29 protein-coding genes are annotated in these 25,508 nt (G+C 57.5%); 12 read left to right on the forward strand and 17 right to left on the reverse strand.

The genetic code is table 11. The features are described from left to right. Nucleotides 1–441 precede the first annotated feature (441 nt). From SK33_RS25055 to SK33_RS25085, 7 genes are all read left to right on the forward strand, one after another. Complete coding sequence (locus SK33_RS25055; protein WP_022652129.1) at nucleotides 442–1,218, forward strand: hypothetical protein; 777 nt, start codon at nucleotides 442–444, stop codon at nucleotides 1,216–1,218. 148 nt (nucleotides 1,219–1,366) lie between these two features. Then, nucleotides 1,367–2,143: a hypothetical protein gene (locus tag SK33_RS25060; RefSeq protein ID WP_022652130.1), complete on the forward strand. Its 777-nt coding sequence runs from the start codon at nucleotides 1,367–1,369 to the stop codon at nucleotides 2,141–2,143. Nucleotides 2,144–2,605: 462 nt separating this feature from the next. After that, a complete protein-coding gene (locus tag SK33_RS25065) occupies nucleotides 2,606–2,947 on the forward strand; it encodes a hypothetical protein (protein ID WP_032610383.1) in 342 nt (113 codons plus the stop codon). Nucleotides 2,948–3,047: 100 nt separating this feature from the next. Beyond that, nucleotides 3,048–3,311, forward strand: coding sequence for a hypothetical protein (locus SK33_RS25070; protein WP_022652132.1), 264 nt, complete (start codon nucleotides 3,048–3,050; stop codon nucleotides 3,309–3,311). 48 nt (nucleotides 3,312–3,359) lie between these two features. Continuing rightward, nucleotides 3,360–3,617 carry a hypothetical protein gene (locus tag SK33_RS25075; RefSeq protein ID WP_125362998.1) on the forward strand — a complete coding sequence of 86 codons (258 nt, stop codon included), beginning with the start codon at nucleotides 3,360–3,362 and terminating at the stop codon, nucleotides 3,615–3,617. A gap of 35 nt (nucleotides 3,618–3,652) precedes the next feature. Beyond that, entirely contained in the window at nucleotides 3,653–3,952 is a 300-nt protein-coding gene (locus SK33_RS25080; protein WP_032610385.1) for a hypothetical protein, read from the forward strand. A gap of 84 nt (nucleotides 3,953–4,036) precedes the next feature. Beyond that, complete coding sequence (locus SK33_RS25085) at nucleotides 4,037–4,735, forward strand: hypothetical protein (protein ID WP_022652135.1); 699 nt, start codon at nucleotides 4,037–4,039, stop codon at nucleotides 4,733–4,735. 519 nt (nucleotides 4,736–5,254) lie between these two features. On the opposite strand, the gene SK33_RS26545 is transcribed toward SK33_RS25085, so the two are convergent. Then, nucleotides 5,255–5,659, reverse strand: coding sequence for an Ig-like domain-containing protein (locus SK33_RS26545; RefSeq protein WP_071787996.1), 405 nt, complete (start codon nucleotides 5,657–5,659; stop codon nucleotides 5,255–5,257). Next, on the reverse strand, nucleotides 5,653–6,120 hold the full coding sequence (locus SK33_RS26550; RefSeq protein ID WP_015063083.1) for a DUF4165 domain-containing protein: 468 nt from the start codon (nucleotides 6,118–6,120) through the stop codon (nucleotides 5,653–5,655). Before SK33_RS26550 ends, SK33_RS26545 begins: the two co-directional genes overlap by 7 nt. 224 nt (nucleotides 6,121–6,344) lie before the next feature. Between SK33_RS26550 and SK33_RS25095 the strand changes: the two genes are divergently transcribed. Together SK33_RS25095 and SK33_RS25100 are read left to right on the forward strand one after the other, a co-directional pair. Then, nucleotides 6,345–8,765: an Ig-like domain-containing protein gene (locus SK33_RS25095; RefSeq protein WP_015063084.1), complete on the forward strand. Its 2,421-nt coding sequence runs from the start codon at nucleotides 6,345–6,347 to the stop codon at nucleotides 8,763–8,765. Nucleotides 8,766–9,223: 458 nt separating this feature from the next. Beyond that, on the forward strand, nucleotides 9,224–10,105 hold the full coding sequence (locus SK33_RS25100; protein WP_015063085.1) for a RepB family plasmid replication initiator protein: 882 nt from the start codon (nucleotides 9,224–9,226) through the stop codon (nucleotides 10,103–10,105). A 587-nt stretch (nucleotides 10,106–10,692) separates the two neighbouring features. Here the strand turns inward: SK33_RS25100 and SK33_RS25105 are convergent. Further along, nucleotides 10,693–11,208: a hypothetical protein gene (locus SK33_RS25105; protein ID WP_015063086.1), complete on the reverse strand. Its 516-nt coding sequence runs from the start codon at nucleotides 11,206–11,208 to the stop codon at nucleotides 10,693–10,695. A 188-nt stretch (nucleotides 11,209–11,396) separates the two neighbouring features. Here SK33_RS25105 and SK33_RS25110 point away from each other — a divergent pair, with 188 nt between their 5' ends. Further along, nucleotides 11,397–11,723: a hypothetical protein gene (locus tag SK33_RS25110; RefSeq protein WP_015063087.1), complete on the forward strand. Its 327-nt coding sequence runs from the start codon at nucleotides 11,397–11,399 to the stop codon at nucleotides 11,721–11,723. 46 nt (nucleotides 11,724–11,769) lie between these two features. Here the strand turns inward: SK33_RS25110 and SK33_RS25115 are convergent, their stop codons facing one another. Then, on the reverse strand, nucleotides 11,770–11,928 hold the full coding sequence (locus SK33_RS25115; RefSeq protein ID WP_022652137.1) for a hypothetical protein: 159 nt from the start codon (nucleotides 11,926–11,928) through the stop codon (nucleotides 11,770–11,772). A 108-nt stretch (nucleotides 11,929–12,036) separates the two neighbouring features. Here SK33_RS25115 and SK33_RS25120 point away from each other — a divergent pair, with 108 nt between their 5' ends. Both SK33_RS25120 and SK33_RS25125 read left to right on the forward strand, forming a co-directional pair. Beyond that, nucleotides 12,037–12,309, forward strand: coding sequence for a hypothetical protein (locus tag SK33_RS25120; protein ID WP_022652138.1), 273 nt, complete (start codon nucleotides 12,037–12,039; stop codon nucleotides 12,307–12,309). Beyond that, nucleotides 12,299–12,694 carry a DNA-binding protein gene (locus SK33_RS25125; RefSeq protein WP_223203170.1) on the forward strand — a complete coding sequence of 132 codons (396 nt, stop codon included), beginning with the start codon at nucleotides 12,299–12,301 and terminating at the stop codon, nucleotides 12,692–12,694. The genes SK33_RS25120 and SK33_RS25125 overlap by 11 nt, the downstream gene beginning before the upstream one ends. A gap of 292 nt (nucleotides 12,695–12,986) precedes the next feature. Here the strand turns inward: SK33_RS25125 and SK33_RS25130 are convergent, their stop codons facing one another. Genes SK33_RS25130 through SK33_RS25190 form a run of 13 tightly spaced genes read right to left on the reverse strand, consistent with a single transcriptional unit; the run spans nucleotide 12,987 to nucleotide 25,317 of the window. Beyond that, nucleotides 12,987–13,229 carry a DUF2274 domain-containing protein gene (locus tag SK33_RS25130; RefSeq protein ID WP_004883121.1) on the reverse strand — a complete coding sequence of 81 codons (243 nt, stop codon included), beginning with the start codon at nucleotides 13,227–13,229 and terminating at the stop codon, nucleotides 12,987–12,989. Then, nucleotides 13,226–14,506: a TrbI/VirB10 family protein gene (locus tag SK33_RS25135; protein ID WP_004883119.1), complete on the reverse strand. Its 1,281-nt coding sequence runs from the start codon at nucleotides 14,504–14,506 to the stop codon at nucleotides 13,226–13,228. Before SK33_RS25135 ends, SK33_RS25130 begins: the two co-directional genes overlap by 4 nt. A gap of 2 nt (nucleotides 14,507–14,508) precedes the next feature. Next, the gene (trbG, locus tag SK33_RS25140; RefSeq protein WP_004883112.1) at nucleotides 14,509–15,501 is read right to left on the reverse strand and encodes a P-type conjugative transfer protein TrbG; all 993 of its coding nucleotides are present in this window, start codon (nucleotides 15,499–15,501) and stop codon (nucleotides 14,509–14,511) included. After that, nucleotides 15,498–16,202, reverse strand: coding sequence for a conjugal transfer protein TrbF (gene trbF, locus SK33_RS25145; protein ID WP_004883108.1), 705 nt, complete (start codon nucleotides 16,200–16,202; stop codon nucleotides 15,498–15,500). The genes trbG and trbF overlap by 4 nt, the downstream gene beginning before the upstream one ends. 29 nt (nucleotides 16,203–16,231) lie before the next feature. Further along, on the reverse strand, nucleotides 16,232–17,596 hold the full coding sequence (trbL, locus tag SK33_RS25150; RefSeq protein ID WP_004883106.1) for a P-type conjugative transfer protein TrbL: 1,365 nt from the start codon (nucleotides 17,594–17,596) through the stop codon (nucleotides 16,232–16,234). Then, on the reverse strand, nucleotides 17,593–17,919 hold the full coding sequence (locus tag SK33_RS25155; RefSeq protein WP_004883103.1) for a hypothetical protein: 327 nt from the start codon (nucleotides 17,917–17,919) through the stop codon (nucleotides 17,593–17,595). The genes trbL and SK33_RS25155 overlap by 4 nt, the downstream gene beginning before the upstream one ends. 12 nt (nucleotides 17,920–17,931) lie before the next feature. Beyond that, nucleotides 17,932–18,669 carry a P-type conjugative transfer protein TrbJ gene (gene trbJ / locus SK33_RS25160; RefSeq protein ID WP_004883101.1) on the reverse strand — a complete coding sequence of 246 codons (738 nt, stop codon included), beginning with the start codon at nucleotides 18,667–18,669 and terminating at the stop codon, nucleotides 17,932–17,934. Continuing rightward, on the reverse strand, nucleotides 18,666–21,116 hold the full coding sequence (gene trbE / locus SK33_RS25165) for a conjugal transfer protein TrbE (RefSeq protein ID WP_004883099.1): 2,451 nt from the start codon (nucleotides 21,114–21,116) through the stop codon (nucleotides 18,666–18,668). The genes trbJ and trbE overlap by 4 nt, the downstream gene beginning before the upstream one ends. Nucleotides 21,117–21,127: 11 nt before the next feature. After that, complete coding sequence (locus SK33_RS25170) at nucleotides 21,128–21,400, reverse strand: VirB3 family type IV secretion system protein (protein WP_004883097.1); 273 nt, start codon at nucleotides 21,398–21,400, stop codon at nucleotides 21,128–21,130. Further along, a complete protein-coding gene (locus tag SK33_RS25175) occupies nucleotides 21,397–21,780 on the reverse strand; it encodes a TrbC/VirB2 family protein (RefSeq protein WP_004883090.1) in 384 nt (127 codons plus the stop codon). Before SK33_RS25175 ends, SK33_RS25170 begins: the two co-directional genes overlap by 4 nt. Further along, the gene (gene trbB / locus SK33_RS25180; protein ID WP_004883088.1) at nucleotides 21,777–22,844 is read right to left on the reverse strand and encodes a P-type conjugative transfer ATPase TrbB; all 1,068 of its coding nucleotides are present in this window, start codon (nucleotides 22,842–22,844) and stop codon (nucleotides 21,777–21,779) included. Before trbB ends, SK33_RS25175 begins: the two co-directional genes overlap by 4 nt. Continuing rightward, nucleotides 22,841–23,305, reverse strand: a complete 465-nt coding sequence (locus tag SK33_RS25185; RefSeq protein ID WP_004883086.1) for a ribbon-helix-helix protein, CopG family — start codon at nucleotides 23,303–23,305, stop codon at nucleotides 22,841–22,843. The genes trbB and SK33_RS25185 overlap by 4 nt, the downstream gene beginning before the upstream one ends. After that, a complete protein-coding gene (locus SK33_RS25190) occupies nucleotides 23,302–25,317 on the reverse strand; it encodes a conjugal transfer protein TraG (RefSeq protein WP_004883083.1) in 2,016 nt (671 codons plus the stop codon). Before SK33_RS25190 ends, SK33_RS25185 begins: the two co-directional genes overlap by 4 nt. Between the last annotated feature and the right edge of the window lie 191 nt (nucleotides 25,318–25,508).

The raw sequence follows: 25,508 nt of genomic DNA on the forward strand, positions 1-25,508 counted from the left end.
TCCGAGAGGATGGCGAAACGGCAGAATGCTACAGTAAAGGAGAAATGTTAGCTATAAAACGGTGGCACAGGGTCGGGATACTCGCGGGCTGAAATGGCAGATTCAGTTTGTCTTCCGGCTGTAGCGTCCCTTCCCCACTCACAAGACCCATCTTAACCGAAGGTGTCGCAGCCTTTCTCCCAGACGCTCGACGATTCCTGGGTTTAAGGTCACGAAACAATGGTCATGCACACCGGCTTTCAACTGGCACAAATGTGATTACGAAACACTCGTTAATGCCCTCCCGATAAGCCTTTAGAAAAGTTACTTTTCTGAGATTAAAATGGACTATTTTAATTATAGTTTGGATATGAATTTTTAAAAAAATAAATGCCTTCAACTTATTTGGAAAATAAGCCGGAATGTTAGAGTGTTCTCATTCAAAAAAGAGGAGAACCAACCATGCCAAAATGTCTATTACCTGCCGAGCTTGCGGAAATTGTCTGTGGATTACTGGTGCAACCCACATTAATGAATGAATTAAAAACACCGGAGTCGCATAAAGCATTTATGCAGGATATCGCTGAGCTGGTGGCGAAACATTGCGGAGGAGAGATTGACGGTGTGATCATGCCGGTGGATCGCGATGAATCAAGCCAGGCCGATTATCTGACCTCTCCGGATGTAACCCCTTATCTCGTCGTATCTCCCGGCGCGGACATGCACTCCCTCACCGATAATGTCTGGCGTCACCATGCCCGAGATGGCTGGCTTGACCATATCAAAGGCAGCGACGAAGAAAGCCCTGATGAATTGCCGACGCATAAAGAGTGCTCAGTTCGCCGCTACGCCCTCCAGCGGATGCTCCTTCAGACACAAACCAACCATGCTAATCTTCCCTCGCAGGTGGTACGAATGCGTGATTACTGCAACCTCGACGACGAACAGCCCGGGTCTTCAGCAGAGTTTATCGTTACTATGGCGCTCGGCGGTCATGCCCAGCTGGCAGTACAGGATGTGGAATCACGCCTGGTAATGGCCCTGACGTTGTTAATTGAAAATGGTGTTCCCTCGGTCCATGTAAACGCGGGTGACACTGATCCTTCAGTTCTGCACGTCCAGGCTGCTCACGGCGGCATGGTCCTTTCAACTGACTCCCTGAATCATGAATTCGGTATTTCGCCGCCTGACAGGTATACCAACGGTCGCCCTGGCTTATTAGTTAAAGCAGCCTCCTGATTCATTAATTACAAATTTGTCCTTTTTTAATTCCATTGTTCGCTCTTTGTTTAAAGGGCGAATATATTTTTAAAAAACTTCACGCCGGGTTATTAGCCAGCAAACCGAAACTGTTAGAATTAACACATCAGATGAAAGGATGACTATCATGGCTAAATTAATTTCAACTCGTGAACTGGCAACAATTATTACTGCATTACTGGTAAAACCGGAATTATTGGGCGAGCTGGATTCTCCAGAAAAACATCGCGCACTGATGGAGGATCTGGGGCGTGTTGTGGCAGAGCATTGCGGCGGCAATGTCACGGAAATCGCATTGCCGGAAACCGATGGTACGGCAGTTGATGAAGCTTTGCTGGATGGCCAGCCTGTCCGCTATCTGGAAACAAAAGAAAGCTCCCCATATCTCATCGTACACCCTGACGACTCACTACCGTCTCTGACGCATAACGTTTGGATGCACGCTGATCCTGATGGCTGGGAAGAACATTTCGATGGCGAGGACAATCCCCTGATGGAGGAGTTGAGCCAGCAGTTCCGCCAGCAGGTGTATGCGCTTCTGACGCCGGAATCGCAGGCAACGCCTTCAGAGATTATCCGGACGTTACAGGACTGGCAACTGGGTGAAACCCAGCTGCCAGAAGAAGACTGTCAGTCCTATCAGGTGAAGGTGTTGTTAGAAGAGAAAAACATTCAGTGTGAAGTGGTGAATGAATCCGGCACGACTTGTTTCGGCCTCATTTTTGAGATCGATCGGGGTGTACCGACGCTGCACATCGACACGGGCAGTGATTCACTGCTGCATATTCACGCGGCACATGACGGCCTTGTTCTGACACCAGATGCGCCGAACCACGGATTTGAAGATGCTCCAGTAGACCGCTTTTCTTATAACAGCCCGTCCCTGTTGGTGCCAGGGGTGTAACCTGGCAAACAACACAGCGGTATTTTGGCCCCGAGTGAAATAATTCAGGACAGGAGTCAGGCAGATGGGCGATGTTGCCACACTACCACCGAAAATTAACGATGGCGTACTTCGACGCTGGAATGCTCAGCGCGGGCAACGAAATGGCCGAGGCGGAAGGTATAAGCGCCTTCCGTCACAAAGCAACCTAAGTAACTGGGTTGTAAGACGTCTGATTGAAGAAATCATAATGGAGGACCGACGAAGAGCAGCATCAGGTTGAGCAGTATGTTGATCAAGTTACCACTACTGGCGCAGGAGAAGTGGAAGGTATGACCCGCGTCCCGGTAGTTCCCACGATGGAACAGCTAATTGCAGGCCGGAAGCAGATAACTTCGGCCACTGGAAAAATGTCTCGATTAATGAGCCAGCGTCTTGCAGATGTTTACCGTGCAATGGTCGCAACTGCAAAGGGGGAGTGAGATGCGTGAATTACTTGGAAAGACAGGGGCAGAACATCAAGCCTCCGTAATGTATCAAACGTTTGGACACCTCGATGCGAAGCCAGGCGAAAAGCATAAAGGTCACTTCGTTTTTATCAACGGTCAGCACGGCGATCTGTGTGTTGTGCATAGTGAATTTTCATCCTTTGACGAAGGTCCTGGCTATTTCAGTGACCGTGCCGATTTCATCTGGGAATTGGTTAAAGACGGAGGACCCTGCTCTAAGGTCGGCATCTACCGGTTTGACGGCGAATACTCGCTTCCTAAACGCCGGAACGGGAAAAGGTTTTCGGGAAGCGTGACGTGCCTTCAATCATTCTAATTTCGTAGTGCATGAGCACCGACAGGTTATCAGTAAAACGGGGAGCGCCACAGTTCGCGTGCAACCTTCCCTATCCATCAACTCGAATGAGTACATAATAATGACGAACGCTGACGCATCTAACGTTAAGACCAGTCCAGAATTACCAACTCTCGAACGTGTCTATGCTCTGCTCAAGGACAACTATAAACCCGCAAGATTTGCTGATCGGGATGGGGAAATCTGGGGGCATGAGTATTCATGGAATCTGGCAAAATCAAGCCTGCAAGACCTGGAGAAGTACGGGAAATCGTATGTATCGAAGCATTCCGACCGGATGGGCGATGGATTCAGTTTTGGTCCTGACCTGGTCATTATTCGCTGACATGCGCACGGAAGTGAGTAAGATGGCTGGCTGCACCGGAGGACAAGAGTGATGAAGGGTAAAAATATCGTGGCTCGTGTCGTGCGGGAAGCGACCTATAAGTGGGAAACCCGCCACAAGTTAACGCCAGAACAATGCTCTGAAATTAATCAACTGATGCGTCGGCTTTCAGAACACCTTGCCTGCCCCGTTTGCAAAGCAATGTCCTTAAAGCAACTCAGGCACGCAGAATACATTTTGAAATGCGGAACGTGCGGTGAAGAGTTTCTTATCAATAAACGTAAAGAATCGGCTCACGCGAGTTAAGCGCGGTGAATGAGCACAACAGTAAGGTGACAACCATGAAAGAACTGATTTCGGTAGCTCAGGCGGCTCTGGACTATATCGATGCCTTACCCAGCGACATGGTGGCATCACTCCATACGATGCCTGGCTTTGATCGCGATTGGGCAACAGAAGTCATTGCCGATGCTATCGTCGAAAGTAACGAGTCCCGGGAACAGATACAGCAGCAGTCGCAGGCAATTCAGTTGCCCGAGACCTGTTTCTTTGATGGCCCGGGCAACACAACAGAAACGTATTTCCTGGCAGACGATGTCAGAGAGTTACTCCGGTCAGCGGGCGTCCAATTTAGCGAGTGATACGGGTAAAGTTCCCAGGCAGTCCGGTCTCACATCGGTATTACGCCAGACGCTGTCAACATTAATTCGATTCAGGGCATGACAATGGAAAACACAGTAATACCGACGGTAACAGAAAACGAGATGGAAGAGGTGATCACCCGTCACACGGCATACGGGCAGGTATCGGTAAGCCGCACGACAACGACGGGGCAGCGCTTGTATGCCTCCGACCTCATTCATAAAGAGGTGATTACGCTGACCTTCAGTGAATCAGAGCAGGTTGAGCGCGATGGAGTGATCCGTCATCGGCTGGCGGAAGGCAGACGCCGTTCCCCACTTCTGAAAGTCAGTCTGTCTCCGGCTCAGTGGGCCTCAATGATCACATCGTTCGGAATGAGTGACGGCGTGCCGTGTACCATTAACAGTTTGATTCGCGGCGACTATGAGCGCCAGCCGGAGATTGGCTATATTGAGTCGACACGCGAACGTTATGAGCGTCAGATCCGGGAAGCCTCTGAGCGCGAGATGGCGAAAGTGAATGAAAAGCTGAAAGCACTGGCTTTGCTGGTGGCAAAAGGCAAGGCAGGAAAGCGCGAGCTTGAAGAAGTATATCAGTCTCTGTCCGGCGCAATCGCCAACCTGCCGGTTAATCTGGCCTTCAGCACCCAGTTGATGCAGGAATCCATGGACAAAATCGTCTCACACGGCAAGGCCGAACTCGAAGCCTCCGCCATGGGCGTGGCCGCTCGTCTCGGTATGAAAGAAATTAGCCGCTTGGCCTCGTTGGAAGACAAGAAGTAACCGGTACGATCACCCATAAGCATACCTGCTGCACACATAAGCGGCACAAAGCTCAGTGGCCAATTCATAGCGTGTTGACATAAACCGTACACACAAATGTGCTTCGTCGTGGCGGGTGCCTGATATGCGGTTCCCGACGCGGCCCCCTTCTCTCTTTAGCGGTCCACAGGACTCCAGGTAATGCCGGTGGGCTGTATCCAGGACGTTTTCCAGTAGCCGACAGTGGTCGGCGTCATACCCCTTAAGAAGGTGTTCCAGTTCTGCCATGGCGAGTGCGGGTGGTAACCAGGTGACGCCAAGACGCAAAAATTGGAGCTGCATTTGAATTTGATGGCGATCGGGCGTGAGACCCTGCACCCGGGGAGCGCGATAGCAAATTCTCTCCAGTGGAGCGAAATGCGTGATAAACGTTTTCTCAGCAATCTCTGACATTCGACTAAATCAGCCTGTTCCGTTTCTTTCTGGCTACGTTAAGACACCATGAAAAGGCCCCGTATGACGGGGCCGGTTCTGTGGTGTTTATTGGATTTGCGGCAGCTCGATCATGAAGCGGGATTCGCCAACTTTGCCGCTGGTGGCCGGGAAGATCGGGATCAGGATGCCATCCCCTTGACCGAAGTCTATTGTGATGTCTTTCGAATCTCCGGGAATGACAGTCGCCCCATTCATACTGACCGCAAAGGCCGCATCTTTACGGACCGTCAGCGTGCCGGTCTGCACTCCTGTGATCAGCGAACCATCTTTCTTCCGGATGCTGTTGGTCCGCAGATACGCCAGTGGCTGGTTATCTGATGTCTTCAGCCCCATGCCCACAGCCAGCGTCTTGATGGTATTAAATTCAATCAGGTTGTTCGGTACGTAGCGGAACCGGCTGCTCTTTGTGGTGCTGTTTCCGGCTTCATCCATTGCTATGGCAGTCAGCACGTAGGAATCTGCATCATCTGTTGCGGGGAAGATACGCGGGTATCAATGCTGAAGGAGTAGCTGGTTGTGGCCACGACATTCGACTTATTGTCGAGGGTTTCGGATTTAAGGGCAAAAGTCCCCTCGCCCAGTACCGGCAGTGCCATGGATTTGCCGTAGTACTCACTACCATCAGCGGCAGTGATCCTGTCGGCCACTGTCACCAGGCCGGTGACACTCTGGAACATCTGCACATTATCTGATGATCGTGTCACGGTAACGCGCTCGTAGCGGTCGAGACCAGATATCAAGTTCAGCGTAATTGCGCTACCTGGGTTGAGATACGCTCTGGAGGGTTCAGCATTCACTTTCGTACCACGTGTGTCGGTGTACGAATAGTTGTACAGCTGAGCCTGGCCGCAAAGTGGGAACAGCAGTGCCGCATAGACGGCGGCGATCAACGGACCTCTGTAAAATTTCATTTATGTTCTCCTGGTTGGCCAGGAAATTTTACCCGAAACGTTTTCATCACCCGGGTGATAAGAGGTGTAATTATTCAGTAAAACAACGCCCGTTTGTGCGCCTTTTGCCAGGCCAGCGAAAGTGACAATATCCGCTGATTAACGGCCCAGAAATACTCTGCTTAACGAAAAAGTGCCGGAGGTGAATCGTTTAAAATAACGACAAAACAATAGGGGAATACTGAATGAAATATCAGACTATAACTTTGGCTATGGTTTTGCTCGGCGTCTCAGTTCCGGTAACAGCTCAGATTTATGAATCCAGCTTTACAGATACCAATGGCATTGAAGTACACGCGCCTTCAACCCGGATGCTACTCAATCCGGCTTCTACCGTAACGCTGACGCTTATTTCTGGATTGGATCGCTTTGTAAACGTTAAAGTGACCCGGGAAACCGGGGCGCAGTTGTACAATACCACCACTACCCGTACCGGTGTGGCTGATCGGCTAAAAGCAGCCGACGGCAGTGAATTTTACGGGAAGAAAGTAACTTTACCCGCTCTCGGGGAAGGAAAACTGATCGTCCAGGTCAACATTTTGGATCTGAATCAGTCAGTGGTAGCTACGTATAACTACAACTGGACAATAGACACCACACCTCCGGCTGCAAATGCCCTTACAGCAACCACATCACTGGGCACTGGAACTGGAGCGGTATTTAAATTAGGTCTTGAAGCTGTGGCGCAATACAGCTTTTTATCAACGGGCATCGCTGATGCGGTTGGAATAGATAAAGGCATATTTGAAATCTATCGCGCTAATGGAACCCTTTTCAGCTCAACGCCAATGAAATACAACGTCGGTGACAAGACGATGTACCTGCCCTACACCTTCGCAAGTGTGAAGCAACCGGGCATCCCTGATAGCAACCTTGACGAAGAATTTCAGGCAAAAGCCAAAATTTACGACACCGCCGGGAATATCCGCACGTTACCGACCCAAAAATTTCGGTTTGATAATACAATTGGTGAGATATCCCTTTTCGCTGTTCATGATCCAAATGATGCAACCAGCGTCGTTCCCGGCGTGAAAAACTACCCGGCCTATAAAGCCGGTATGGTGGTTAACGAAAACCCTATCAGGCTGGTGTATAAAATCCCGAGATCTAACTACCGGGCATATGCAGAGGGTGGACTGGAATTTATTAACCTTTATTCGGCTGCAAAAGAAATCGCTTCTGATGCCACCTACAGCTATGTCGAAATGACGCTGCCATTTGGTGCCTTCAATGGGGATATGGCTCGTATGGCCAACTTTGGACAGTGGGCAGGATACTTCCCGACCTACACGATGACGCTCAACCCGAACGCAAACAAGACGCCTGCTTTTACTGGCACCTGGGAGGATTTTCAGGATAGCAATGGCACCTGGTATAAGTCGAAGGACTTCGAGACAGTTCTGTCTTCCAGATTGCCGATTAAAATCGTCCGGGCAAGATTTAATGTAGAAGCCAGACCGTTTGAGCAGGAAGTTGGGGGACGCCTAACCTGCCGCATTCCGGTTGGCCAGACAAGTTGCGAAGCTCCTGAGAATTTTGATATGGCGGTAGGGACTCAGGGTTATAACCGTACACTTTATTATGTACGCAGTGTCGCGAACCCTATTCTTCGTTCCGAGCAGTGGGTTATGACACGCTGGAACAATCAAATCGTCCCAGAAATTGGTGAGATCACCTACAGCCCGACATCTAAGATACTGACTGTTGAAGCTCATCTCAACAGAGATAATGATTGGTTCGACGGATTCAGACTCCTCGGATTCTATCTTACCGATAAGAACTCCAAACAGCGCATGACGCCTGTGGGAGTCGAAAAGTCCAGAAACGCGGGTAACTACACGATTGAGTATGACCTTTCCCGGCAGTCTGAAGGGCAATACAACGTTGAAGTGAATATTCAGGATCGTTTCGGTAACCAGACAAACAAAACCTATGGCGTGATAGCTCTCGATGCCACACCCCCAACGGTTGCTATTACCTTCGAAGGGAAGCCGGTAAAGGATGACACCGTCGTCTATGGTCTGGAAAATCTGCGCATTGCACTGAGCGATAACCTGACCACACCTCGCATTACTCGTCTCCAGCTAACTGGCGGACCGACATCAGACAATGTTGAACTCAGTTGGTCACCTGCTGGTAAAGACATATACTCGCCGGAATATCCGCGCATATTCCCGAATTTCGAGCCCTCTGAAAACTATGCTCTCAGTGTGACAGTGTCGGACAGCCAGTCCAACACAAAAACTTACACACAGAAGTTCAGTTATCTCCCGAATAACTTGGTACAGCTGCATAACCTTCGAACCCTTGCAGTAAAGTCGGCGCTCAAAACCTCTGATAACGTGCCACTTGCCTATCTGTCTACAAACATGCTCCGCAAGACTAACGGTGAAATAGCCAAAGGCTTACAGAACGCGACCCTCTCAGTACGTAAGGATGCCAACTTCGGGATAGTGTTTAATGGAGCGGAGGCAGCTCCTGGGGAGTCTGTAAATGTTAATATCGACATGGGTATGGGTGATAATCTTCTCATGCCGGTTTATCCATCAGAGAACGGCAAGACCGGAGCCGCTGAGTTTATGATCCAAATTGATGAGCTGAAGTAACCATAAAAAGCCGTCAGTCACTCTGGCGGCTTTTTTTCGTGACGCCATTTCCTGCATTTTCTCCGCTCTCTCTCCTCATAACTCTGTAGCCGCTTGCGTCAAAAAAGTAACTTTTTCTACAAGGGAAGAAGTGTGCTAGTGCGGTTCTTAGAACGGATCGGAATTTACTCACATTTCGATCGTAATGCTTCATGACGTCTCTGTGCATAGTTATCAACAGGATAGAATAATAATAAAGATCAATATAGGATCAATAGCAGATCAAAAAGGAATAACGATCCTCGCAGGCCAGTAATATCGGGGCTCTCAGCGGATCGCCATCCACTGTACAGGGGGCGAAATACACTATGTCGGGTAATCCATCCACTATACAGGGTGCATAATCCACTATACCGGGTGGATTCGATACACTATACCGGGTAGGATGTAGATCTTATGCACAAAACGGATCTTTCTATATGTCTAGTAATAACAACAAGTTATCTCTTGTCATTGAAGAGTCCCTAAAAGATTCCGGGGAAGTTATCCAACTGCTTCCCACGCTAAGACAGACCATTCAGCCGAAAGTTTTACTCCGTCTGGGTGTGTTTGTGCCAACACTGAAATCCACGGATAAGGGTGGCCGGAAGAGTCACCGCATCGATGCCACCGAACCCCTTTCGAGACTATCCATTGTCGAGGGTGAAGGCTACAGCCAGATCCAAATTTATGGCCCGCGCCTCGACATGGACTCTGACTTCAAATCATGGTGTGGGATCGTTTATGCATTGTCTAACCGTCCGCTCGACTCGGAAGGTCAGCTGGAGCTGAATTTCCCGGAGTTTGCTAAGTTCTGCGGTTTTGACACTAAGCGCATTGATAGGCAATTGAAAGAGCGTTTTGATGCTTCATTGACGCGTATTGCCCGAACCAGTATCTCGTTCATTAAGAAAATACCCGGTACAGACGATCAGATAACGATAAACATGCACCTCGTGGAATCCACGTACTACGACAGTTCCACCGGGAAAATCGTCATCAAGCCAAATTCGAAGCTCAATACGCTGTATCGCGTCGACGGTAAAACCCGACTCTACCTGAAGACGTTGCAGAAACTGGCCCGTAAGGAGTCCGCACAGGCCCTGTATCTGTATCTGGCTGAGTTACCGAGCACCTTTTACCGTATCGGATTTGACCGGCTGCGTGAACGCCTGCAACTGTCCTCACATCTTGGCAACCAGAATGCCACAGTTAAAAAGGCGCTGGGCCAGCTTAAAGAGATCGGTTTTCTGGAATACTCCATAGACAAAGAAAACGGCGATTATGTACTGAATATTCTGAAAAGAAACATGAAGCCATGATAGATGCCGGATAATGCAGCTGCCTGCCGCGTGGGTGGCTGCATTACCCGGAATAGTGGATATTCTTCTCCTTTCCGCTCTGTTTTTACCCGGTACAGTGGATCTCCACTACACCGGGTAATGTCAGCCCTAAAACTCCGATGCAGCCCTTTCTCTTCAGCCTTACCCTGACGATTCTGTGTGTTTTTCAACCAAAATGTGAACTATACCCGGTACAGTGGAGCCACGAAAATGTGATCCATACCCGGTATAGTGGATAAGGCCCCTTGCGAACCAGGCACCGGAAATGTGGCGGCACTGGTTGGCAAGTTTTACCCGGTATAGTGGAGCCCGTTACTGCCTCCGCCCCGGATGGCGTGATGTCACGGGAAGGAAGATATACCCGATAAAGTGGTTCGTGAAGGGTGAACGGCCCTGATAGCACGATGAGGCTGAAGTGGAAACTGTACCCGGTATAGTGGAGCCACTAAGATTGCGTACCCGGTGGCTGAGAGGGGAATCTTTTCCCGCCACAGTGGAGTAGCTGATATCGTCGAAAATGTCTTAACCACAATACGGCCATTCTGTTGCTGCACTAAAGAAATGCATCATCGAGTCTCAGGTGTTTTAAGTTGGTAAACCCCCTTCCACCAGGTGTCGAAAGAGACGCTATCATCGCAGCGCATAAACATGCCGTTATGCCTTGCGACAACGCTGAGAGAACCTTTATTTTTACCGCAGGTCTTCTCAAAAGACTCTGTAGCTTTAATAAAAGTTTCACCATCCGTGATGGTCGGGGAATCCAGTTCCTTCGCCAGCCATGACGGATAGCTGTCAGCATTAACCCATACAAGGCGTTCCACAACTGAAAAGAGTACGCCGACAAGGCCAACCGCCCAGAGCGTAATAACCAGTAAACGTAAAATTCGCAGGACTATGAATTTTGAATGCTGTAAAGGCGAGACAAGAAATGGCAACGATATCATGACTGTGAGCATGACTGATGACGCCAGCAACGTGTATAACAATGCCCATGATTTCACATAGGCCGAAAACGCGATCATCAAGCCAATAAGAACAAAGAGCGGTGCAGCGCTTTTCAGACTACCCATGTTTATTTTCATTATTTTGATGCTCCATTTTGTACGAGTTTAGAGATACTACGTTTAAAATCATCTACGGCCTCAAAAAAGGTTCGTGGATGACGTTATTGGTTTTTTATATTGTACCATTGGTGAGCGTTTACCTTTTTACCCTTTAATTAAGGCACCAGGATTCGCCCCTGAAAAAGCGAATTCCATGAGGTTAATGTATGTCACACAATATTTTTATAGCTGAGTTTGATGATGGACTTCGGATGTACGGTATCAATGACGGTACAGCCTGCCATATGCATGCTTTTTTGTTTCAGACCCAGGCGCAAGTAGAACACTGGCTGGGAAGCGGTGATCGTGATACCCGCAAGTTACCTGTAATGCCAGAAAACGCCTCATTGACGGAGGAAAACGTCACTATCGGCCCTGACGAAACATGGGCTTTTCGCTCCCGAGCTTCACGCACCGCACAATGGATCACCGGCCCCCTTGAACATGACAGTGAGTCATGGGAAGACCAGTCTGTATATGGCCACAGCACGTGAACTTCACGCCTCCAGTCCTGCTGACCGACATAGGCAGGACAGGGGTTTACAGTACCCGGTACAGTGTATCGCCTTGCTGAACCCGTGTTTGCTGCTGCTGGCCCAGCGGACGGATGCTGGGAAAGTCAAAGATGATCAGTTTTAGATCCGCGTTCGCGGGGATAATTATTCCTACTGGAATGTTAGCTACAGCGTTAGAATCCATTTTGTTGCCTCACCTTACAAGGGCGATTAACCGTCTTAATGGCAGCATTCGCCCGATCAGGCCGCAGGGGTAACAACTTGTGGTCTTTTTCGTACACAAGGAGTGTTTATGCCTTACATCCCCGAAACACTGGAAGGAACGTTTTTCCGCAAGACTATTGAAACATCACCGGAAGGTGAAAGCCTGTACTGGTTTCGCCGTGCAGATGGCATAGAATTCGCCGTCATTGAGTCGGCTCGCTACCCAGGCAATGATGCCGTGGTAATTTGCGGGGACGGGCGCCCAACAGGCAACACGATTTCAGAATCGCTTTTTGTCATTACTGATGACATGCGGGCGCTTCCCCGTGGCGTGTATGAACAGGAGGCGCATGATGCCTAACCAGATCCCGAACAACCCTACACTTCCGAAGAATTTCGACATTACGCCTAACGAGAAGCGCAGCAAGGCCCAGCTCGATGCCTGGTGGGATCATCCTTACTGCGTCACCCATAACGAGAAATTTCACGTGTACTGTCTGAACGGCGGGGCGTGGGATAGGCCGACATGGCTGGCTCAGGCTGACACGTATGATGAGGCCTGTGAACTGGCAGAACGGAAACAAGCTGAGTGGGTGGCACGCCGGGAACAGCCTATTTACTATATGACCTTTGAGCCGCCTTTTCAGATGGTGCGACAGCCGCAACGCCCTGATCATGATGCTGTAGTAGTTGTGTCGTTCGAAACGAAGGAAGAACTGGACGCCTGGAGCGCAGCGCAGCAATAAAAAATGTCCGCAGTCAAGCGATTGTTGAAATCAGCCTGATGGCCGGAAGTCTATATGGGGTGCGGGTTTGGCTCTACTTCGGGCCGCCTTGCGGGGCTGTGGCGTTGTGGGCTGGGAGCCACATAGGAGCTTCGCGGTAGAAAGCCCGAGCGTGCTGCATCGGGGGCGGTTGCCTGCAGGCGGTAGCCGCGTTTGGTCTTCATAGCCCAATCGGTCGCCGTCCTCCAGAATGAAGAACGCGCAGCCTTGGGCTGCGCGTTTGAGGGATGGCCGCCAGCGGAAACCGGCATCATCAGCTTGGCTTCGGCGGCGCGGCCTTGCCCGCGCCTCCCTTCCTGAATCCCCGATCTCCGACCATGAAGGCTTCTAGCATGTGCGGAATTAGCACCGTGGCATCGACCGCCTCGCCGTAGGTCTGCGCGTGCAGCGTAGCGTAGCGGTCGAGGTCGGCTTTCAGGCTGGCCGGGCAAGCAAAAGTCAGCTTCGTGGATTCCGTTTTCGGCAGCGGCCCGAGCCGTAGCTTGCGCGTCGTCATCGCGAAGTCCCCCTGTTGAAGAAAAGTGGCTGGTACGGCCGCAGCACCAGATCGCGGTTGACGATGATGCGAACCGGCAAGCCGGGGCGCTCCGTCAAGGTGGGCTGGATGTTGAGGTTGCGCCGGGTCATCTCCTGACCGACCTGATTGATGCTGTCCTGGGCGCTATCGCGGCCGGCGATGATGACGCGATCACCGTCCTGCCGGTTCTCCGGCGCAGCCAGTTCGGCACCGATGCCCAGTAGCGTCGTCAGTGCCGCACCGGCAAAGACGCGATCCCAATGCCAATCCACATCATCTTCCAAGCCGGCGTAGCCGGCCGGATCGGTGCCGGCCAAGTTGTCGAGCTTGAGCGAAGACGTGTCGGGCAGGATGATCCGGTTCCACACCACTTGCACGCGGCTCTGCCCGTAGCTGACCTGGCTGTTGTATTTGCCCAGGATGCGTGACCCCTGCGGGATCAGCAGGAACTTGCCGGTAGCCGTGTCATAGACCGGCTCCGTCACTGTGGCGATCACATCGCCCGGCAAGTCCGACTTGATGCCCGTCACCAGCGCCCCGGCGACCACCGTTCCGGCCATGACCTGATACGGCGACGCCGGCAGCGTCAGGTTGCCGGAATCACGGGCTTCCGTGGTTCCGGCTTTCTGGAATGCCTCTTTCTGGTCTTGCCGGTTCTGCACGGCGGTCGGGTCGGCGGGCTGGGCCGCCGTCGACGCAGGCCCGGCCGCCAGCGGGTCGAAGGCCGCATTGGCGGTGAAGCCCGGCGCAGCGGCTACCTGTGTCTGCGCCACCGGCGCGGCCTTCTGCGAACCAGAGCGGAAGAACACCGCCGATGCCGCTGCTGCTTCGGCTTCCTTGCGCAACGCGTCGTTGGGGTCGTTGCCGGGGGCCGCGTAGGCGGCCGTCACCGGCTGCTGCGACTTCACAATGGCCGGGCCAAGATCGCCTGGCAGCGGCGGCCCCAACTCCGGCACGGATGCCGCCAAGGGGGGCGGCAGCTTCGAGTAGTCCGCCGGCAGCGCGTCCAACCCTTCGGACTTCGAGACGCGATCGACGTTGTAAAGCTCGGTCTGCTCGCCTGCACCGCGCCGCTGCGGTTGCAGCGACCACATCAGCGCGCCGAGCACAGCGACCGAGAGACCGCCGACGAGGATGGCCAGCGTGCGCCGGTTCAGGCGCGTGACCGGGCGCGGTTGGGCGCGCAGCGCAACTGCCTCGGGTGCCACCTTGCCCGCATGCGGCGTGGCGAGGTCGGGAGTGTCGTCCTGGCTCATGGTCAGTTCCTCCGCGCCAAGCCATCCGTGCGTTCGATACGCACCACGTCACCCTTGTCGCCGCCCAGGCGCAGTTCGGCCGCGCCGAACAGCCGATCCACGATGTAGTAAGGCGAGCGAAAACGGTAATTCACCAGTTGTCCGTCGCCCTGCGCGCCGATGACGAACAGCGGTGGCAGCTCGCCTTGGGCGATTCCCGGCGGGAACTGGATATAGACCTTCTCGCCATCGTCGAAGGCGCGCAGCGGCTTCCACGGCGGATTGCTGCCTGAGACGGAATATCGGAAGCGGATCTTCTCCAGCGACAGTCCGGTATCGACCGGTGCGGCGGCGCTAGCCGCCTGCGACTGGCGCTGCAAGGCCAACATCCGGTCTTTTGGGTAGTCCCAGGACACCGACGCCATCCATGCCTTTTCCGTCGAGGTCAGTTCCAGCAGGTATGTTCTGCGACTGGTGGTGATGACCAAATTCGTCTTGAGGCCTGAGCGGATGGGCTTGACCAGCACATTGATACGCATCGCGTCGCCGCTGCCGCTGGACGTGTCACCGACGATCCAGCGCACGGTATCGCCGGCTGCGACCGTCACTAGTTCCTCGCCCGGCTGCAAGGAAACCACGGTCACGCGTCCCGGCGCGGCATAGACTTGGTAGAGCGCACCATCGGTGAAGGGCCACACCTGAATCGCATTGACGTAGCCCTCGCGCGTGGGCGCGATGCGCGCCTCGGCATTGGCACGGGAAACGCGCACCTTCTCATCGGCCGGCTCCGGCTTAGCCGGGGCCGCGTCCAACTCGTGCAGCGGCTTCAACTGCGCTGGCAGCGCCAGCGGCTCGGGCATGGCGACGACTTCCACTGGAGCAGGCGGCTCCGGCAGCGGCTGTGCCTGCACCGGCTCATCGAGCGAAATGGACGGAGGCGGCTTGCCCTGCGAAGCGCAGCCCGACAGGGCCACCACGGTCAGCGCGAAAGCGTATAAGCGGAAAGACAGGTTCATGGCTTGGCTCCTTCAGAAGAATCCAGTTCGCGGCTCCACGACAGGCCGTTGACGTAGATACCCAGCGGGTTCTTGCGCAGGCGCTGTTCGGTGCGCGGGGTTTGCAGGACGGTGGAAAGCACCGCGTTCCATCGCTCGGTCCCGGCGGGGGCACCGTTGATGAACCGTTGCTCCGTCCAACGGACGTTGAACGAGGCATCGCTGGCGCGTACCACGCTGGTGATCTGCACCGTCACCGACTCGCGGCCAACACGGGCGAAAGGATCGTTCTTGCTGGCGTAGTCGTTGAGCACCGCCGCGCCTTTGTCGGTGGTGTAGTCGTAGGCGTCCAGCCAGTTTTGCCGCACCACGATGGGATCGATAGACAGCGAGCGCACCAGCGTCACGAAGCGCGCCAGGTGGTGCGCGATCTGCGCATCGGCGGGCCGGTACGGCGTGGCGGCTTCGCCGACGGCGCGCACCTGCCCCGACTGATCGACCTCGATGACGTAAGGGGTGACGATGGACTGCGCCGAGCGCCACACCAGGCCACCGGCCATCAGCAGCGCAAGCGTGAGGCAGCCGAAGGCCATAAAACGCCAGTTCTTGGCCTGGACGCGGGCCGAGCCGATGCGCTCGTCCCACACCTGCGCGGCGGATTGGTACGGGGTGGCAGGCTGCGGCGTGTCGGCATAGCGCACCTGCGGGCGTTTGAATCGCATAGGGTTCTCCTTGGTGGTCAGGTATCGGGTCACGCATCGGGGCGCAGGCTTGGGCCTTGCCCTGAGCCGCCGCCGTCGCCACTGCGCAGCGTGTGGGCTGCGGTGGTTGCGGCATGGGTGATCTGCTGGCGGCGGTGCATCCGCTTTGCCCAGGCGGGTTGCTCTTGCTTCGGCGCGCTGGCTGCGCCTTCGCCTGCGGCGGCCTGGCCGGAACCGGCAGCGCCGACATCCGCACCGTTCCATCCTGCCCGGAAGGAGTCGGCCACCTTCTGACCGGCAGCGGAAGCGCCCGATGCAGCTCGGCGGCCTGCCGCTTGCGCGCCGGTCTTGGCGACATTGCCGAGGCCCGCAGCCGCGCCTTTAGCCCCGCCGCCCGCAGCGGCGGAACCGGCCTGGAATGCGGACTTGGCGCTGCTGGCCGCCGACGTGGCGGCGCGTGCGCCGCTCCCGGCCAGCTTTGCGGCGGCCGGGGCCATGCGTGCGCCCGCCATGACGGCACCGCCCACGCCGGTCGCGGCGGCACCGATGGCAACACCCGTGCCTACCGCGCCGACGGCAGCGCCCGCCATCGCACCCGCGCCGAGCTGCGGCGCACCGGACACAAGGCCCGTGGCGATGCCGGGGCCGAAGATGCCCAGCGCCAGCAAGGCAAGCGAAGCCAGCATCACGACAAGCGCATGGTCGATGGAAGGCTCGTCGGGATGAACCTGGAACTCCGCGAACAGGCCCGAGCCGATGCCGACGATTACCGCCAGCACCAAGACCTTGATGCCTGACGAAACCACATTGCCGAGCACCTTTTCCGCGAGGAACGAGGTTTTGTTCCAGAGCGCAAACGGGATCAAGACGAAGCCGGCAAGCGTGGTCAGCTTGAACTCGATCAACGTGATGAAAAGCTGAACCGCGAGCACGAAGAAACAGAGGATCACCACCAGCCAAGCGATGAACAGCACCACGATGGGGTCGAGGTTCACGAACACTTCGGGGAAGCCGGCCATGTCACCGATCTGGTCGAGGATCGGCGCAGCGGCGTCGATGCCGGTCTTGGCAAGCCGACCCGGCTGCAAGAAGTTCTCCATCGTTATGGCCGAGCCAGTGGCGGTGATGCCTAGCCCGGCGAACGAGCGGAACACGATGCTCGACAGCCAATTGAAGTTACCGATGATGTAGGCGAAGGCACCGACGTAAAGCACCTTGCGCAGCAGCTTGGCGATCACGTCCTCGCCCTGGCCGGTCGCATGGCTCATGGCCCAATACAGACCGGCAATGGTCATGTCGATGACAATGAGAGTGGCCGTCAGGAACGCGACTTCGCCTTGCAGCAGACCGAAACCGGAGTCGATGTAGCGCGAGAAGGTATCGAGGAATCTGTCGATGATCGTTACGTCGTTCATGGCGTGTCCTCCGCAGCGGCGAGCGACGCATCACCTTCCGGCGCGTCGTCGGTTGGCGTGTCGAAACTCGCCGGAATCGGCGGCAGTTCTGCCAGCGTCCGGTATTCGTCCGGCCCAGTCTGGCCGGTGAAGAAGCGCCGCCGGAAGGCTTCGGCAGCGGCGCGACAGGTGTCTTCGCCTGCGGTTTGCCGGTCGGCTGCGCATTGGGCGCGCAGCGCCTTGAGCCGCACGGGATCGGCGGCCAAGGTGGCGGTCAGGTCTTCAGCCGGCTGCTGGCCGCATGCGGTCAGCAGCACGGCCAGCAGGACAGGAACGCATCGCATGGCCGCCTCCCGTCAGTTGTTGTAGAAGTTGACGGACTGCGGTGTGTACGGCGTGCCGGTGCCCAGGAAGCGCCGCCGCACTTCGCGGGCGCGCTCGGTGGCCGCTGCCTGCCGCGCCAGCTCCAGCGAGGCCGCCCTGTCTTGTGTGATCTGGAGCTGCTGGGCCTGGATGGACTGCTTGGCCTGCAAGGCGAGAAGCTGGTTCGTTGCCTGCATCGCTTGCAGCGCACCCGTGGCCGATTGGCTTTGGCTCACGAGGTCGGCCAGCGCGCTTTCGTCTTGCGTCAGGTTCTGCGACACCTGCGCCTGCATCCGCATCGCGGTGTGCAGGCCGTCGAGCGTGTTCTTCCAGCGTTCGCGTGCGTCCTGTGCCATGCGGTCGCCGCTGATGGTGGCGGCGTACTGCTCCGGGTACAGGCGCGAGAACGTGGCATCCATGCTCTGCACGTCGTAGGCCAGCCCTTGCGCCTCGGCAATCAGGCGTTCAGTCGTGGCGAGCGTCGAGCGCAGCCGGTTGACGATGTTGAAGTCGAGATTCGCCAGGTTGCGCGCCTGGTTCATCAACATCTGCGCTTCGTTCTGGAGCTGGTTGATCTGGTTGTTGATCTGCTCCAGCGTGCGGATGGCAGTCAGCGTGTTCTGCACCAAGTTGACGGGATCAACGAAAGTGAGCGCCGCCGCTGGCTGAGCGAGCATCAGCGAGCCGGCCAGCGCGGCGGCGAGCGAAACGGAAAGTACACGGGTCTTCATGGCGAAATCTCCAGGGGTTGAGTAGCGAGGAAAGAAGCCGCCGACGGCGAGGACGGCAGCAGGTCGGCGGCCCAATCGAGGCCGCGATGGCGTAGCCACGCACCGGCGAAGCCGGGAGCGCCGGCCTGCGTCAGCACTCGGTCAATGTCGCGTTGGTCTTGCGGTGTGGATGCGCCCGAGAAGGCGAGCGCGGCTGGCCCCAGGTCGAGGTCGAACAGACGATTGCCCAGGCGCGATTGGTAGTAGTAGTCGCGCTTGGGCTGCGCGGTGGCGACGATTTCGATTTGCCGACTGTTGAGGCCAAAGCCCTCGTAGACCGTGCGAATCTGCGGCTCGGTCGCCTGCGGGTTGGGCAAGAAAATCCGGCTCGCGCAGCTTTCGATGATCGCGGGCGCGATGGTCGAATCCTTGATGTCGGCAAGCGACTGCGTGGCGAAGATCACCGACACGTTTTTCTTGCGCAGAGTTTTCAACCATTGCCGGATGCGTGCCGCGAAGGACGGTTCATCAAGGAATAGCCAGGCTTCATCGAGAATCAGCAGCGTGGGAGCACCGTCGAAACGTGCATCGAAGCGGGCGAACAAGTAGCGCAGCACCGCTTGCACGGCGGCGGGGCTGTGCATTAGCTCTTCCATCTCAAAGCCCTGCACGTCGCCGCTGCCGAGCCGGTCGCGGTCGGCATCCAGTAGCTTGCCGTGCGCGCCGCCCAGCACATACGGCGACAATGCCTGCCGCAGCGCGTTCGATTGCAGCAGCACCGAAAGCCCGGTCATCGTGCGCTGCTCCACCGGCGCACCAGCGAGGCTGCCGAGCGCCGACCAAATGGCGGCTTTCTCGTCGGGGCCGACGGTCACGCCTTCATGCAGCAGGCGGCCTTCGATCCACTCGGCGGCCCAGGTGCGATAGCCTTCGCTGTCGATACGGGCCAAGGGCTGAAAGGCAATGGCGCCGTCCGCGCCGAGGTCGTAGTGTTCGCCGCCCAGGCCCAGCACCGTCGCCCGCATGGATCGCCCCATGTCGAAGGCGAAGATGCGCGAGCCGCCATAGCGGCGGAACTGCAAGGCGAGCATCGCCAGCAGGACAGATTTTCCCATGCCCGTCGGCCCCGCGACCAGCGTATGCCCCACGTCGCCGATGTGCGTCACCAGCCGGAACGGCGTCGCGCCATCCGTGCGCGTGACGATCAGCGGCGGGCCGTCGAGATGGGCGTTTTTCTCCGGCCCAGCCCACACGGCGGACACCGGCATCATGTGCGCCAGATTCAGCGTCGAGACGATGGGCTGGCGCACGTTGGCATAGGCATTGCCTGGTATGGACGACAGCCACGCATCGACTGCATTTAAGGTTTCGGGGATGGTGACGAAGCCACGTCCTTGGATGACACGTTCCACCATGCGCAGCTTTTCGTCGGCTACGGCAGGGTCGTCATCGAACACCGTCACCGTGGCGGTGAGGTAGCCGAAGGCGACTTGATCGCTGCCAAGCTCTTGCAAGGCGGCATCCGCGTCGGCCGCCTTGTTGCTGGCATCCGTGTCCACCAGCGGCGATTCCTGCTGGAAGATGGTTTCGCGCAGTAGCGCAATGACATTCTTCCGTTTCGCAAACCACTGGCGACGCAGGCGGCCCAGCTCCTTTTCCGCCTCGGCTTTATCGAGGCAGAGAAACCGGGTACTCCAGCGATAGGCAAAGCCCAGGCGATTGAGGTCGTCCAGCAGGCCCGGCCAGGTCGAGGTCGGAAAGCCCCGCACCGACACCACGCGCAGATGCTGGTCACCCAGCATGGGCGCAAGGCCGCCGACTAGGGCGGAATCGGCCAGCAGTGCGTCGAGGTGGAAAGGCACCTCGGGCACGGCCAGCCGGTAGCGCCGCGTGGACACCGTGGCGTGAAGATAAGTCAGCGTCGCGGCATCGTCCAACCAGACGATTTCTGGCATCACGCCATCGAGCAGGTCGAAAACCCGATCCGTTTCTGCCAGGAAGGCGTCAAGCCGACCGCGCCAGTCCACACCATCGCCCGGCGCGTGCTCGTAGAGCAGCTTGGCTGCACGAGCGCGGGATTCCTCCGGCGGCAGATAGGCTAGCGTCAGGTGATAGCTGCTTTCGTAGTGGTTCCCCGATTCCTCAAAGGCAGCGCGGCGTTCTTCGTCCACCAGCCAGGACAGCGGTTCGGGAAAGTCGGAATGCGGATAGTCCGCGGCCGACTGGCGCTCGGCTTCCACGAACAGCGCCCAGCCCGAACCCAGCCGGCGCAACGCGTTGTTTAGCCGTGCCGTCGTGGCGATCAATTCGCCCTGCGTGGCGCTGTCCAGATCAGGCCCGCGAAAGCGCGCCGTGCGCTGAAACGAGCCATCCTTGTTCAGCACCACGCCCGGCGCGATCAGCCCAGCCCAGGGAAGCCAGTCGGCCAGCAAGGCGGGCCGCTGGCGGTATTCGGCAAGGTTAAGCATGGCGGCGTCTCCTACACGTCCAGCAGCGGCTTGTGCTTGATGTGCCGGGCGAAGACCTGCATGAACTGCGGATCGACCCTCGCGCCCCACACGGCCAGCGAGTGACCGACGATCCAGAGCACTACGCCAGGAATCCAGAGTTGCAGGCCCAGCCCGACGGCAGCGGCTAGCGTGCCGTTGGCAATCGCCACCGTGCGCGGTGCGCCGCCCATCAAGAGCGGCTCGGTCAGCGAGCGATGTAGCGGCACCTCGAAGCCGGCCGCGAAGCTATCCGGGCCACTCATACGACAGCCCCGCCGGAGAAGCTGAAGAACGACAGGAAGAACGAGGACGCGGCGAACGCGATGCTCAAACCGAACACGATCTGGATCAGCTTGCGAAAGCCGCCCGACGTGTCGCCGAAGGCGAGCGCGAGGCCCGTGGCGATGATGATGATGACCGCGACGATGCGTGCCACCGGCCCCTGAATCGACTCCAGAATGGATTGCAGCGGGCCTTCCCACGGCATCGAGGAGCCGGATGCCTTCGCCGTGCCCGCCGTCATCAGCATGACTGCGGCCAGCAGCAGGCCGTGGTGCGCGGGGCCGGCCAGCCGCCGCAGGCGTGCGATGGTTGAAACCGGATTTACGGAATTACGGAAAGCGTGAACGTGCATCTGCGTCATGGCAGTTCTCCAGGTAGGTCAAGGGACGAGGAAGGCGCAGCGGCATCGGCTGCGAGAGGAACCGGCATCAGCTCGGGAAACGGTGTTTCCAGCGCGTCCGCCAGGCGATAGCCGGTGCCGTCGAAACCGACGACACGGGCGATGCTTTCGACGCGGCGCTTGCGGCCACGCCCGGCGATGTGGATCACGACGTTGACCGCCTCGGCGATCAGCGCACGCGGTGGGTTCACCGCCACTTCAAGAATCAACTGTTCGAGGCGCAGCAGCGCGCCCAGCGCGGAACCGGCGTGGATGGTGGCGATGCCGCCGGGGTGGCCGGTGCCCCACACCTTAACCAAGTCCAGGGCTTCGCCGCCGCGTACCTCGCCGACGATCACGCGGTCGGGGCGCAGGCGCATCGTGGCCCGCACCAGCTCGGTCATAGACACGACGCCAGCGCGGGTGCGCAGCGGCACATGGTCGCGGGCTGCGCATTGCAGCTCGATGGTGTCTTCGAGCACAAGCACGCGGTCGCCCGTGGCGGCGATCTCCGCAAGCAAGGCATTGGCGAGTGTGGTTTTGCCGCTGCTCGTCGCCCCGGCGATCAGGATGTTCTGGCGCTCACGCACGGCGCGGCGCAGGAACTCGGCCTGGCCTGTGGTCAAGATGCCGTCGGCCACATAGCGATCCAGCCCGATGATGCTCACGGCGCGCTTGCGCAGCGCGAAGGCTGGGCCGGGCGCTGCGGGCGGCAAGATGCCCTCGAACCGCTCGCCGGTTTCGGGCAGCTCGGCGGTCAGCAGCGGCCGCCCGCGATGCACCTCTGCGCCGACGTGCGCAGCCACCAGCCGGATGATGCGTTCGCCATCGTCTTGGGACAGCTCCACGCCCAGCGGCATGCGGCCCGATGACAACCGATCCACCCATAGGGTGCGGTCGGGGTTGAGCATGATTTCCACCACGTCGGGGTCGGCCAGCGCAGCGGCGATGACTGGCCCCATTGCCGTGCGCAGCATCTGGATACGGCGATCCAGAGAGGTTGCGGCGGATGAGAGTTCGGGCGGGGTTTGCGGAATGGCGCTCATGAGGCACGCTCCTGCGCTTCAGCCAGTGCCTCCGCGTCATCCATTCGCGCCGGGTCTGGGTGCAGTTCTTCCACAACGTCGCGCACCAGGCTGCGGCCACGCAGCAGGTGGCGGCCGAGCCGCTCCACGAATTGCTCGAAACGCGCTTTGCCTTGGGCGCGAGCTGCGTCCTGATGGGCTTCGGGAATCGGGGTGCTGACGGTCAGGAAGTAGCGGATGAACAGCGCCAGTGTTTCGATCTGGATGTTCTGGTCGCGCTCCATGCGCTCGGCCTGCCGCGACAGGCGATCGAGCCGCTTGGCGATGGCCGCCTCGCGCTGGTCGCCAGCATCGGGCGATAGCCACGACGCGAGCGCCGCCGCGACAATGGACGACTTGGACACGCCTTTCTTGGCGGCCAGTTCTTCGAGACGCTTGGCGTGCTCGGGCTGAATGAACAGATTGAGGCGGTATTGGCTCATAAGTCGATTCCGTCGTTGGGGTCGAGGGAAGCCAGCCGGGCCGTGCGCTGCATGGCCGGGTCGAGCTGGCCGGGAAGCGGCAGCGGCAGGTCGTCGTCGTCATCGAGCAGAGTCAGGTCATGGCCGGCGAGCAGCGGTTCGGGGCTGTATTCGCTGACTTCGGATAGCTCCGGCTGTCGGCGTGGGCCGCCGTCATCGGCGGTGCCTGTGCCATCGCCGGACAGGCCCGCAGCCCGGACCGTTGACACGGCTGGGATCGATAGGCCGCTCCAGTCGTCGGGCCGGGCCGGTGGCGCGTCCGCGTATTGCCCGGCCGCGAGCACAGGCGGCGGTAAAACGCGGTTCTTGAAATTCGCGTCGGCGTAGTAGCGCAGCTTCTTGGCCTTGATCGGTGCCACGCTGGACACCATCACCACAGCTTCCTCAGTCGGAAGCTGCATCACTTCACCGGGCGTCAGTAGCGGGCGGGCCGTCTCCTGCCGCGACACCATGAGGTGCCCCAGCCACGGTGCCAATCTGTGCCCGGCATAGTTGCGCTGCGCGCGCAGTTCGGTAGCGGTGCCAAGCGTTTCGGAGATCCGTTTCGCAGTGCGTTCATCGTTGGTGGCGAACGTCACGCGGACATGGCAGTTATCCAGAATCGAATGGTTCTGGCCGTAGGCTTTGTCGATCTGGTTGAGCGATTGGGCGATAAGAAAACTGCGGATTCCGTAGCCCGCCATGAAGGCAAGCGCCGTCTCGAAGAAGTCCAGGCGGCCCAGCGCCGGGAACTCATCGAGCATCAGCAGCAGCTTGTGGCGGCGTTCGATGCCGTCGCTGCCGTCGAGCGATTCGGTGAGCCGTCGGCCGATCTGGTTGAGGATCAGGCGAATGAGCGGTTTCGTCCGCGAAATATCCGAAGGTGGCACTACCAGATAAAGCGACACCGGATGCTCGGACGCGATCAGGTCGGCGATACGCCAGTCGCAGCGCGAGGTGACTTCGGCCACCGTGGGGTCGCGGTAGAGGCCCAGGAACGACATGGCGGTGCTCAACACGCCGGAACGCTCGTTGTCCGACTTGTTGAGCACTTCGCGCGCCGCCGAAGCGACGACTGGATGCGGGCCACCACCTTCCACGTTCACGAGGTGCTGTGTGGTCATCATCCGGTGCAAGGTCAGCTCGAAGGGGCTGGCCGGATCGGAGAGGAAATTGGCGACGCCGCGCAGCGTCTTGTCCTCGCCCGCGTAGAGCACATGCAGGATGGCCCCGACCAGCAGCGCGTGCGAAGTCTTCTCCCAATGGTTGCGCTTCTCAAGCGCGCCTTCTGGATCGACCAGAATGTCGGCTATGTTCTGTACGTCACGCACTTCATGTGCGCCGCGCCGAACTTCTAGCAGCGGGTTGTAGGCCGCCGACTTCGCATCGGTCGGATTGAACAGCAGGCAGTGTGAGTAGCGTGAGCGCCAACCTGCGGTGATCTGCCAATTCTCGCCCTTGATGTCGTGGACTACGGCGGATGCAGGCCAAGAAAGCAGCGTCGGCACCACAAGGCCGACGCCTTTGCCTGAGCGCGTGGGCGCGAAAGTGAGGATGTGTTCCGGGCCTTCATGCCGAAGGTACTTGCCATCGTGCTGACCGAGGAACACGCCGATCGGCTGCGTAAGGCCGGCTTTGCGAATGTCCTCCGTACTTGCCCAGCGTGCCGAGCCATAGGTCGTGACTAGGCGTGATTGACGAGAGCGCCAGATCGACATGCAGACTGCGACCACCACCGCCAGCAAGCCACTGCCACCCGCTATGGCACCGCCCGTGTCGAAAACGCGTGGCGCGTAGGCATCGAAGAAGAACCACCACTCAAACAGCTTCCACGGGAGGTAGATCGGTGTGCCGAGGAAATCAAACCAGGGGGAGCCAAGGCGTACCTGATAGCCAAGGGCTGCTGCCGTCCATTGTGTGGCGCCCCACACACCCGCGATCACGATGCCGAATACCACGGCTATCTGACCGAACAGCACATTCGTACCTTGCATAGCCCCGCCTCCAATCTCTCCTACGCTGATTCCCTTGGGAAACGCGGCTTAGAAATGTGCCGCAGGCGTCAGGATCGGTGCTGGCTTAGTGCCGGTCAAAGACCGTTTGGGGCAGAAAGGTCGATAAGAAAGAATGAATTCGCGCTGTGTCTAGCCAGGGAGTGACTCCGTAAGCGCCGGCGAATATCAGC

It is taken from the genome of Citrobacter sp. MGH103, from assembly GCF_001034475.2.
Classification (GTDB): Bacteria; Pseudomonadota; Gammaproteobacteria; order Enterobacterales; family Enterobacteriaceae; genus Citrobacter; species Citrobacter freundii.

What these genes read in the sequence shown, in the direction of transcription:
- SK33_RS25155 (WP_004883103.1), bottom strand. Translation starts at nt 17,919, where the DNA reads ATGCGATGCGTTCCTGTCCTGCTGGCCGTGCTGCTGACCGCATGCGGC.
- trbJ (WP_004883101.1), bottom strand. Translation starts at nt 18,669, where the DNA reads ATGAAGACCCGTGTACTTTCCGTTTCGCTCGCCGCCGCGCTGGCCGGC.
- SK33_RS26550 (WP_015063083.1), bottom strand. Translation starts at nt 6,120, where the DNA reads ATGAAATTTTACAGAGGTCCGTTGATCGCCGCCGTCTATGCGGCACTG.
- trbL (WP_004883106.1), bottom strand. Translation starts at nt 17,596, where the DNA reads ATGAACGACGTAACGATCATCGACAGATTCCTCGATACCTTCTCGCGC.
- SK33_RS25080 (WP_032610385.1), top strand. Translation starts at nt 3,653, where the DNA reads ATGAAAGAACTGATTTCGGTAGCTCAGGCGGCTCTGGACTATATCGAT.
- SK33_RS25085 (WP_022652135.1), top strand. Translation starts at nt 4,037, where the DNA reads ATGGAAAACACAGTAATACCGACGGTAACAGAAAACGAGATGGAAGAG.
- SK33_RS25185 (WP_004883086.1), bottom strand. Translation starts at nt 23,305, where the DNA reads ATGAGCCAATACCGCCTCAATCTGTTCATTCAGCCCGAGCACGCCAAG.
- SK33_RS25095 (WP_015063084.1), top strand. Translation starts at nt 6,345, where the DNA reads ATGAAATATCAGACTATAACTTTGGCTATGGTTTTGCTCGGCGTCTCA.
- SK33_RS25060 (WP_022652130.1), top strand. Translation starts at nt 1,367, where the DNA reads ATGGCTAAATTAATTTCAACTCGTGAACTGGCAACAATTATTACTGCA.
- SK33_RS25125 (WP_223203170.1), top strand. Translation starts at nt 12,299, where the DNA reads ATGATGCCTAACCAGATCCCGAACAACCCTACACTTCCGAAGAATTTC.
- trbB (WP_004883088.1), bottom strand. Translation starts at nt 22,844, where the DNA reads ATGAGCGCCATTCCGCAAACCCCGCCCGAACTCTCATCCGCCGCAACC.
- SK33_RS25055 (WP_022652129.1), top strand. Translation starts at nt 442, where the DNA reads ATGCCAAAATGTCTATTACCTGCCGAGCTTGCGGAAATTGTCTGTGGA.
- SK33_RS25190 (WP_004883083.1), bottom strand. Translation starts at nt 25,317, where the DNA reads ATGCAAGGTACGAATGTGCTGTTCGGTCAGATAGCCGTGGTATTCGGC.
- SK33_RS25130 (WP_004883121.1), bottom strand. Translation starts at nt 13,229, where the DNA reads ATGACGACGCGCAAGCTACGGCTCGGGCCGCTGCCGAAAACGGAATCC.
- trbF (WP_004883108.1), bottom strand. Translation starts at nt 16,202, where the DNA reads ATGCGATTCAAACGCCCGCAGGTGCGCTATGCCGACACGCCGCAGCCT.
- SK33_RS25135 (WP_004883119.1), bottom strand. Translation starts at nt 14,506, where the DNA reads ATGAGCCAGGACGACACTCCCGACCTCGCCACGCCGCATGCGGGCAAG.
- SK33_RS25175 (WP_004883090.1), bottom strand. Translation starts at nt 21,780, where the DNA reads ATGACGCAGATGCACGTTCACGCTTTCCGTAATTCCGTAAATCCGGTT.
- SK33_RS25170 (WP_004883097.1), bottom strand. Translation starts at nt 21,400, where the DNA reads ATGAGTGGCCCGGATAGCTTCGCGGCCGGCTTCGAGGTGCCGCTACAT.
- SK33_RS25115 (WP_022652137.1), bottom strand. Translation starts at nt 11,928, where the DNA reads ATGGATTCTAACGCTGTAGCTAACATTCCAGTAGGAATAATTATCCCC.
- SK33_RS25110 (WP_015063087.1), top strand. Translation starts at nt 11,397, where the DNA reads ATGTCACACAATATTTTTATAGCTGAGTTTGATGATGGACTTCGGATG.
- SK33_RS25065 (WP_032610383.1), top strand. Translation starts at nt 2,606, where the DNA reads ATGCGTGAATTACTTGGAAAGACAGGGGCAGAACATCAAGCCTCCGTA.
- SK33_RS25105 (WP_015063086.1), bottom strand. Translation starts at nt 11,208, where the DNA reads ATGAAAATAAACATGGGTAGTCTGAAAAGCGCTGCACCGCTCTTTGTT.
- trbE (WP_004883099.1), bottom strand. Translation starts at nt 21,116, where the DNA reads ATGCTTAACCTTGCCGAATACCGCCAGCGGCCCGCCTTGCTGGCCGAC.
- SK33_RS25070 (WP_022652132.1), top strand. Translation starts at nt 3,048, where the DNA reads ATGACGAACGCTGACGCATCTAACGTTAAGACCAGTCCAGAATTACCA.
- SK33_RS25100 (WP_015063085.1), top strand. Translation starts at nt 9,224, where the DNA reads ATGTCTAGTAATAACAACAAGTTATCTCTTGTCATTGAAGAGTCCCTA.
- SK33_RS25120 (WP_022652138.1), top strand. Translation starts at nt 12,037, where the DNA reads ATGCCTTACATCCCCGAAACACTGGAAGGAACGTTTTTCCGCAAGACT.
- trbG (WP_004883112.1), bottom strand. Translation starts at nt 15,501, where the DNA reads ATGAACCTGTCTTTCCGCTTATACGCTTTCGCGCTGACCGTGGTGGCC.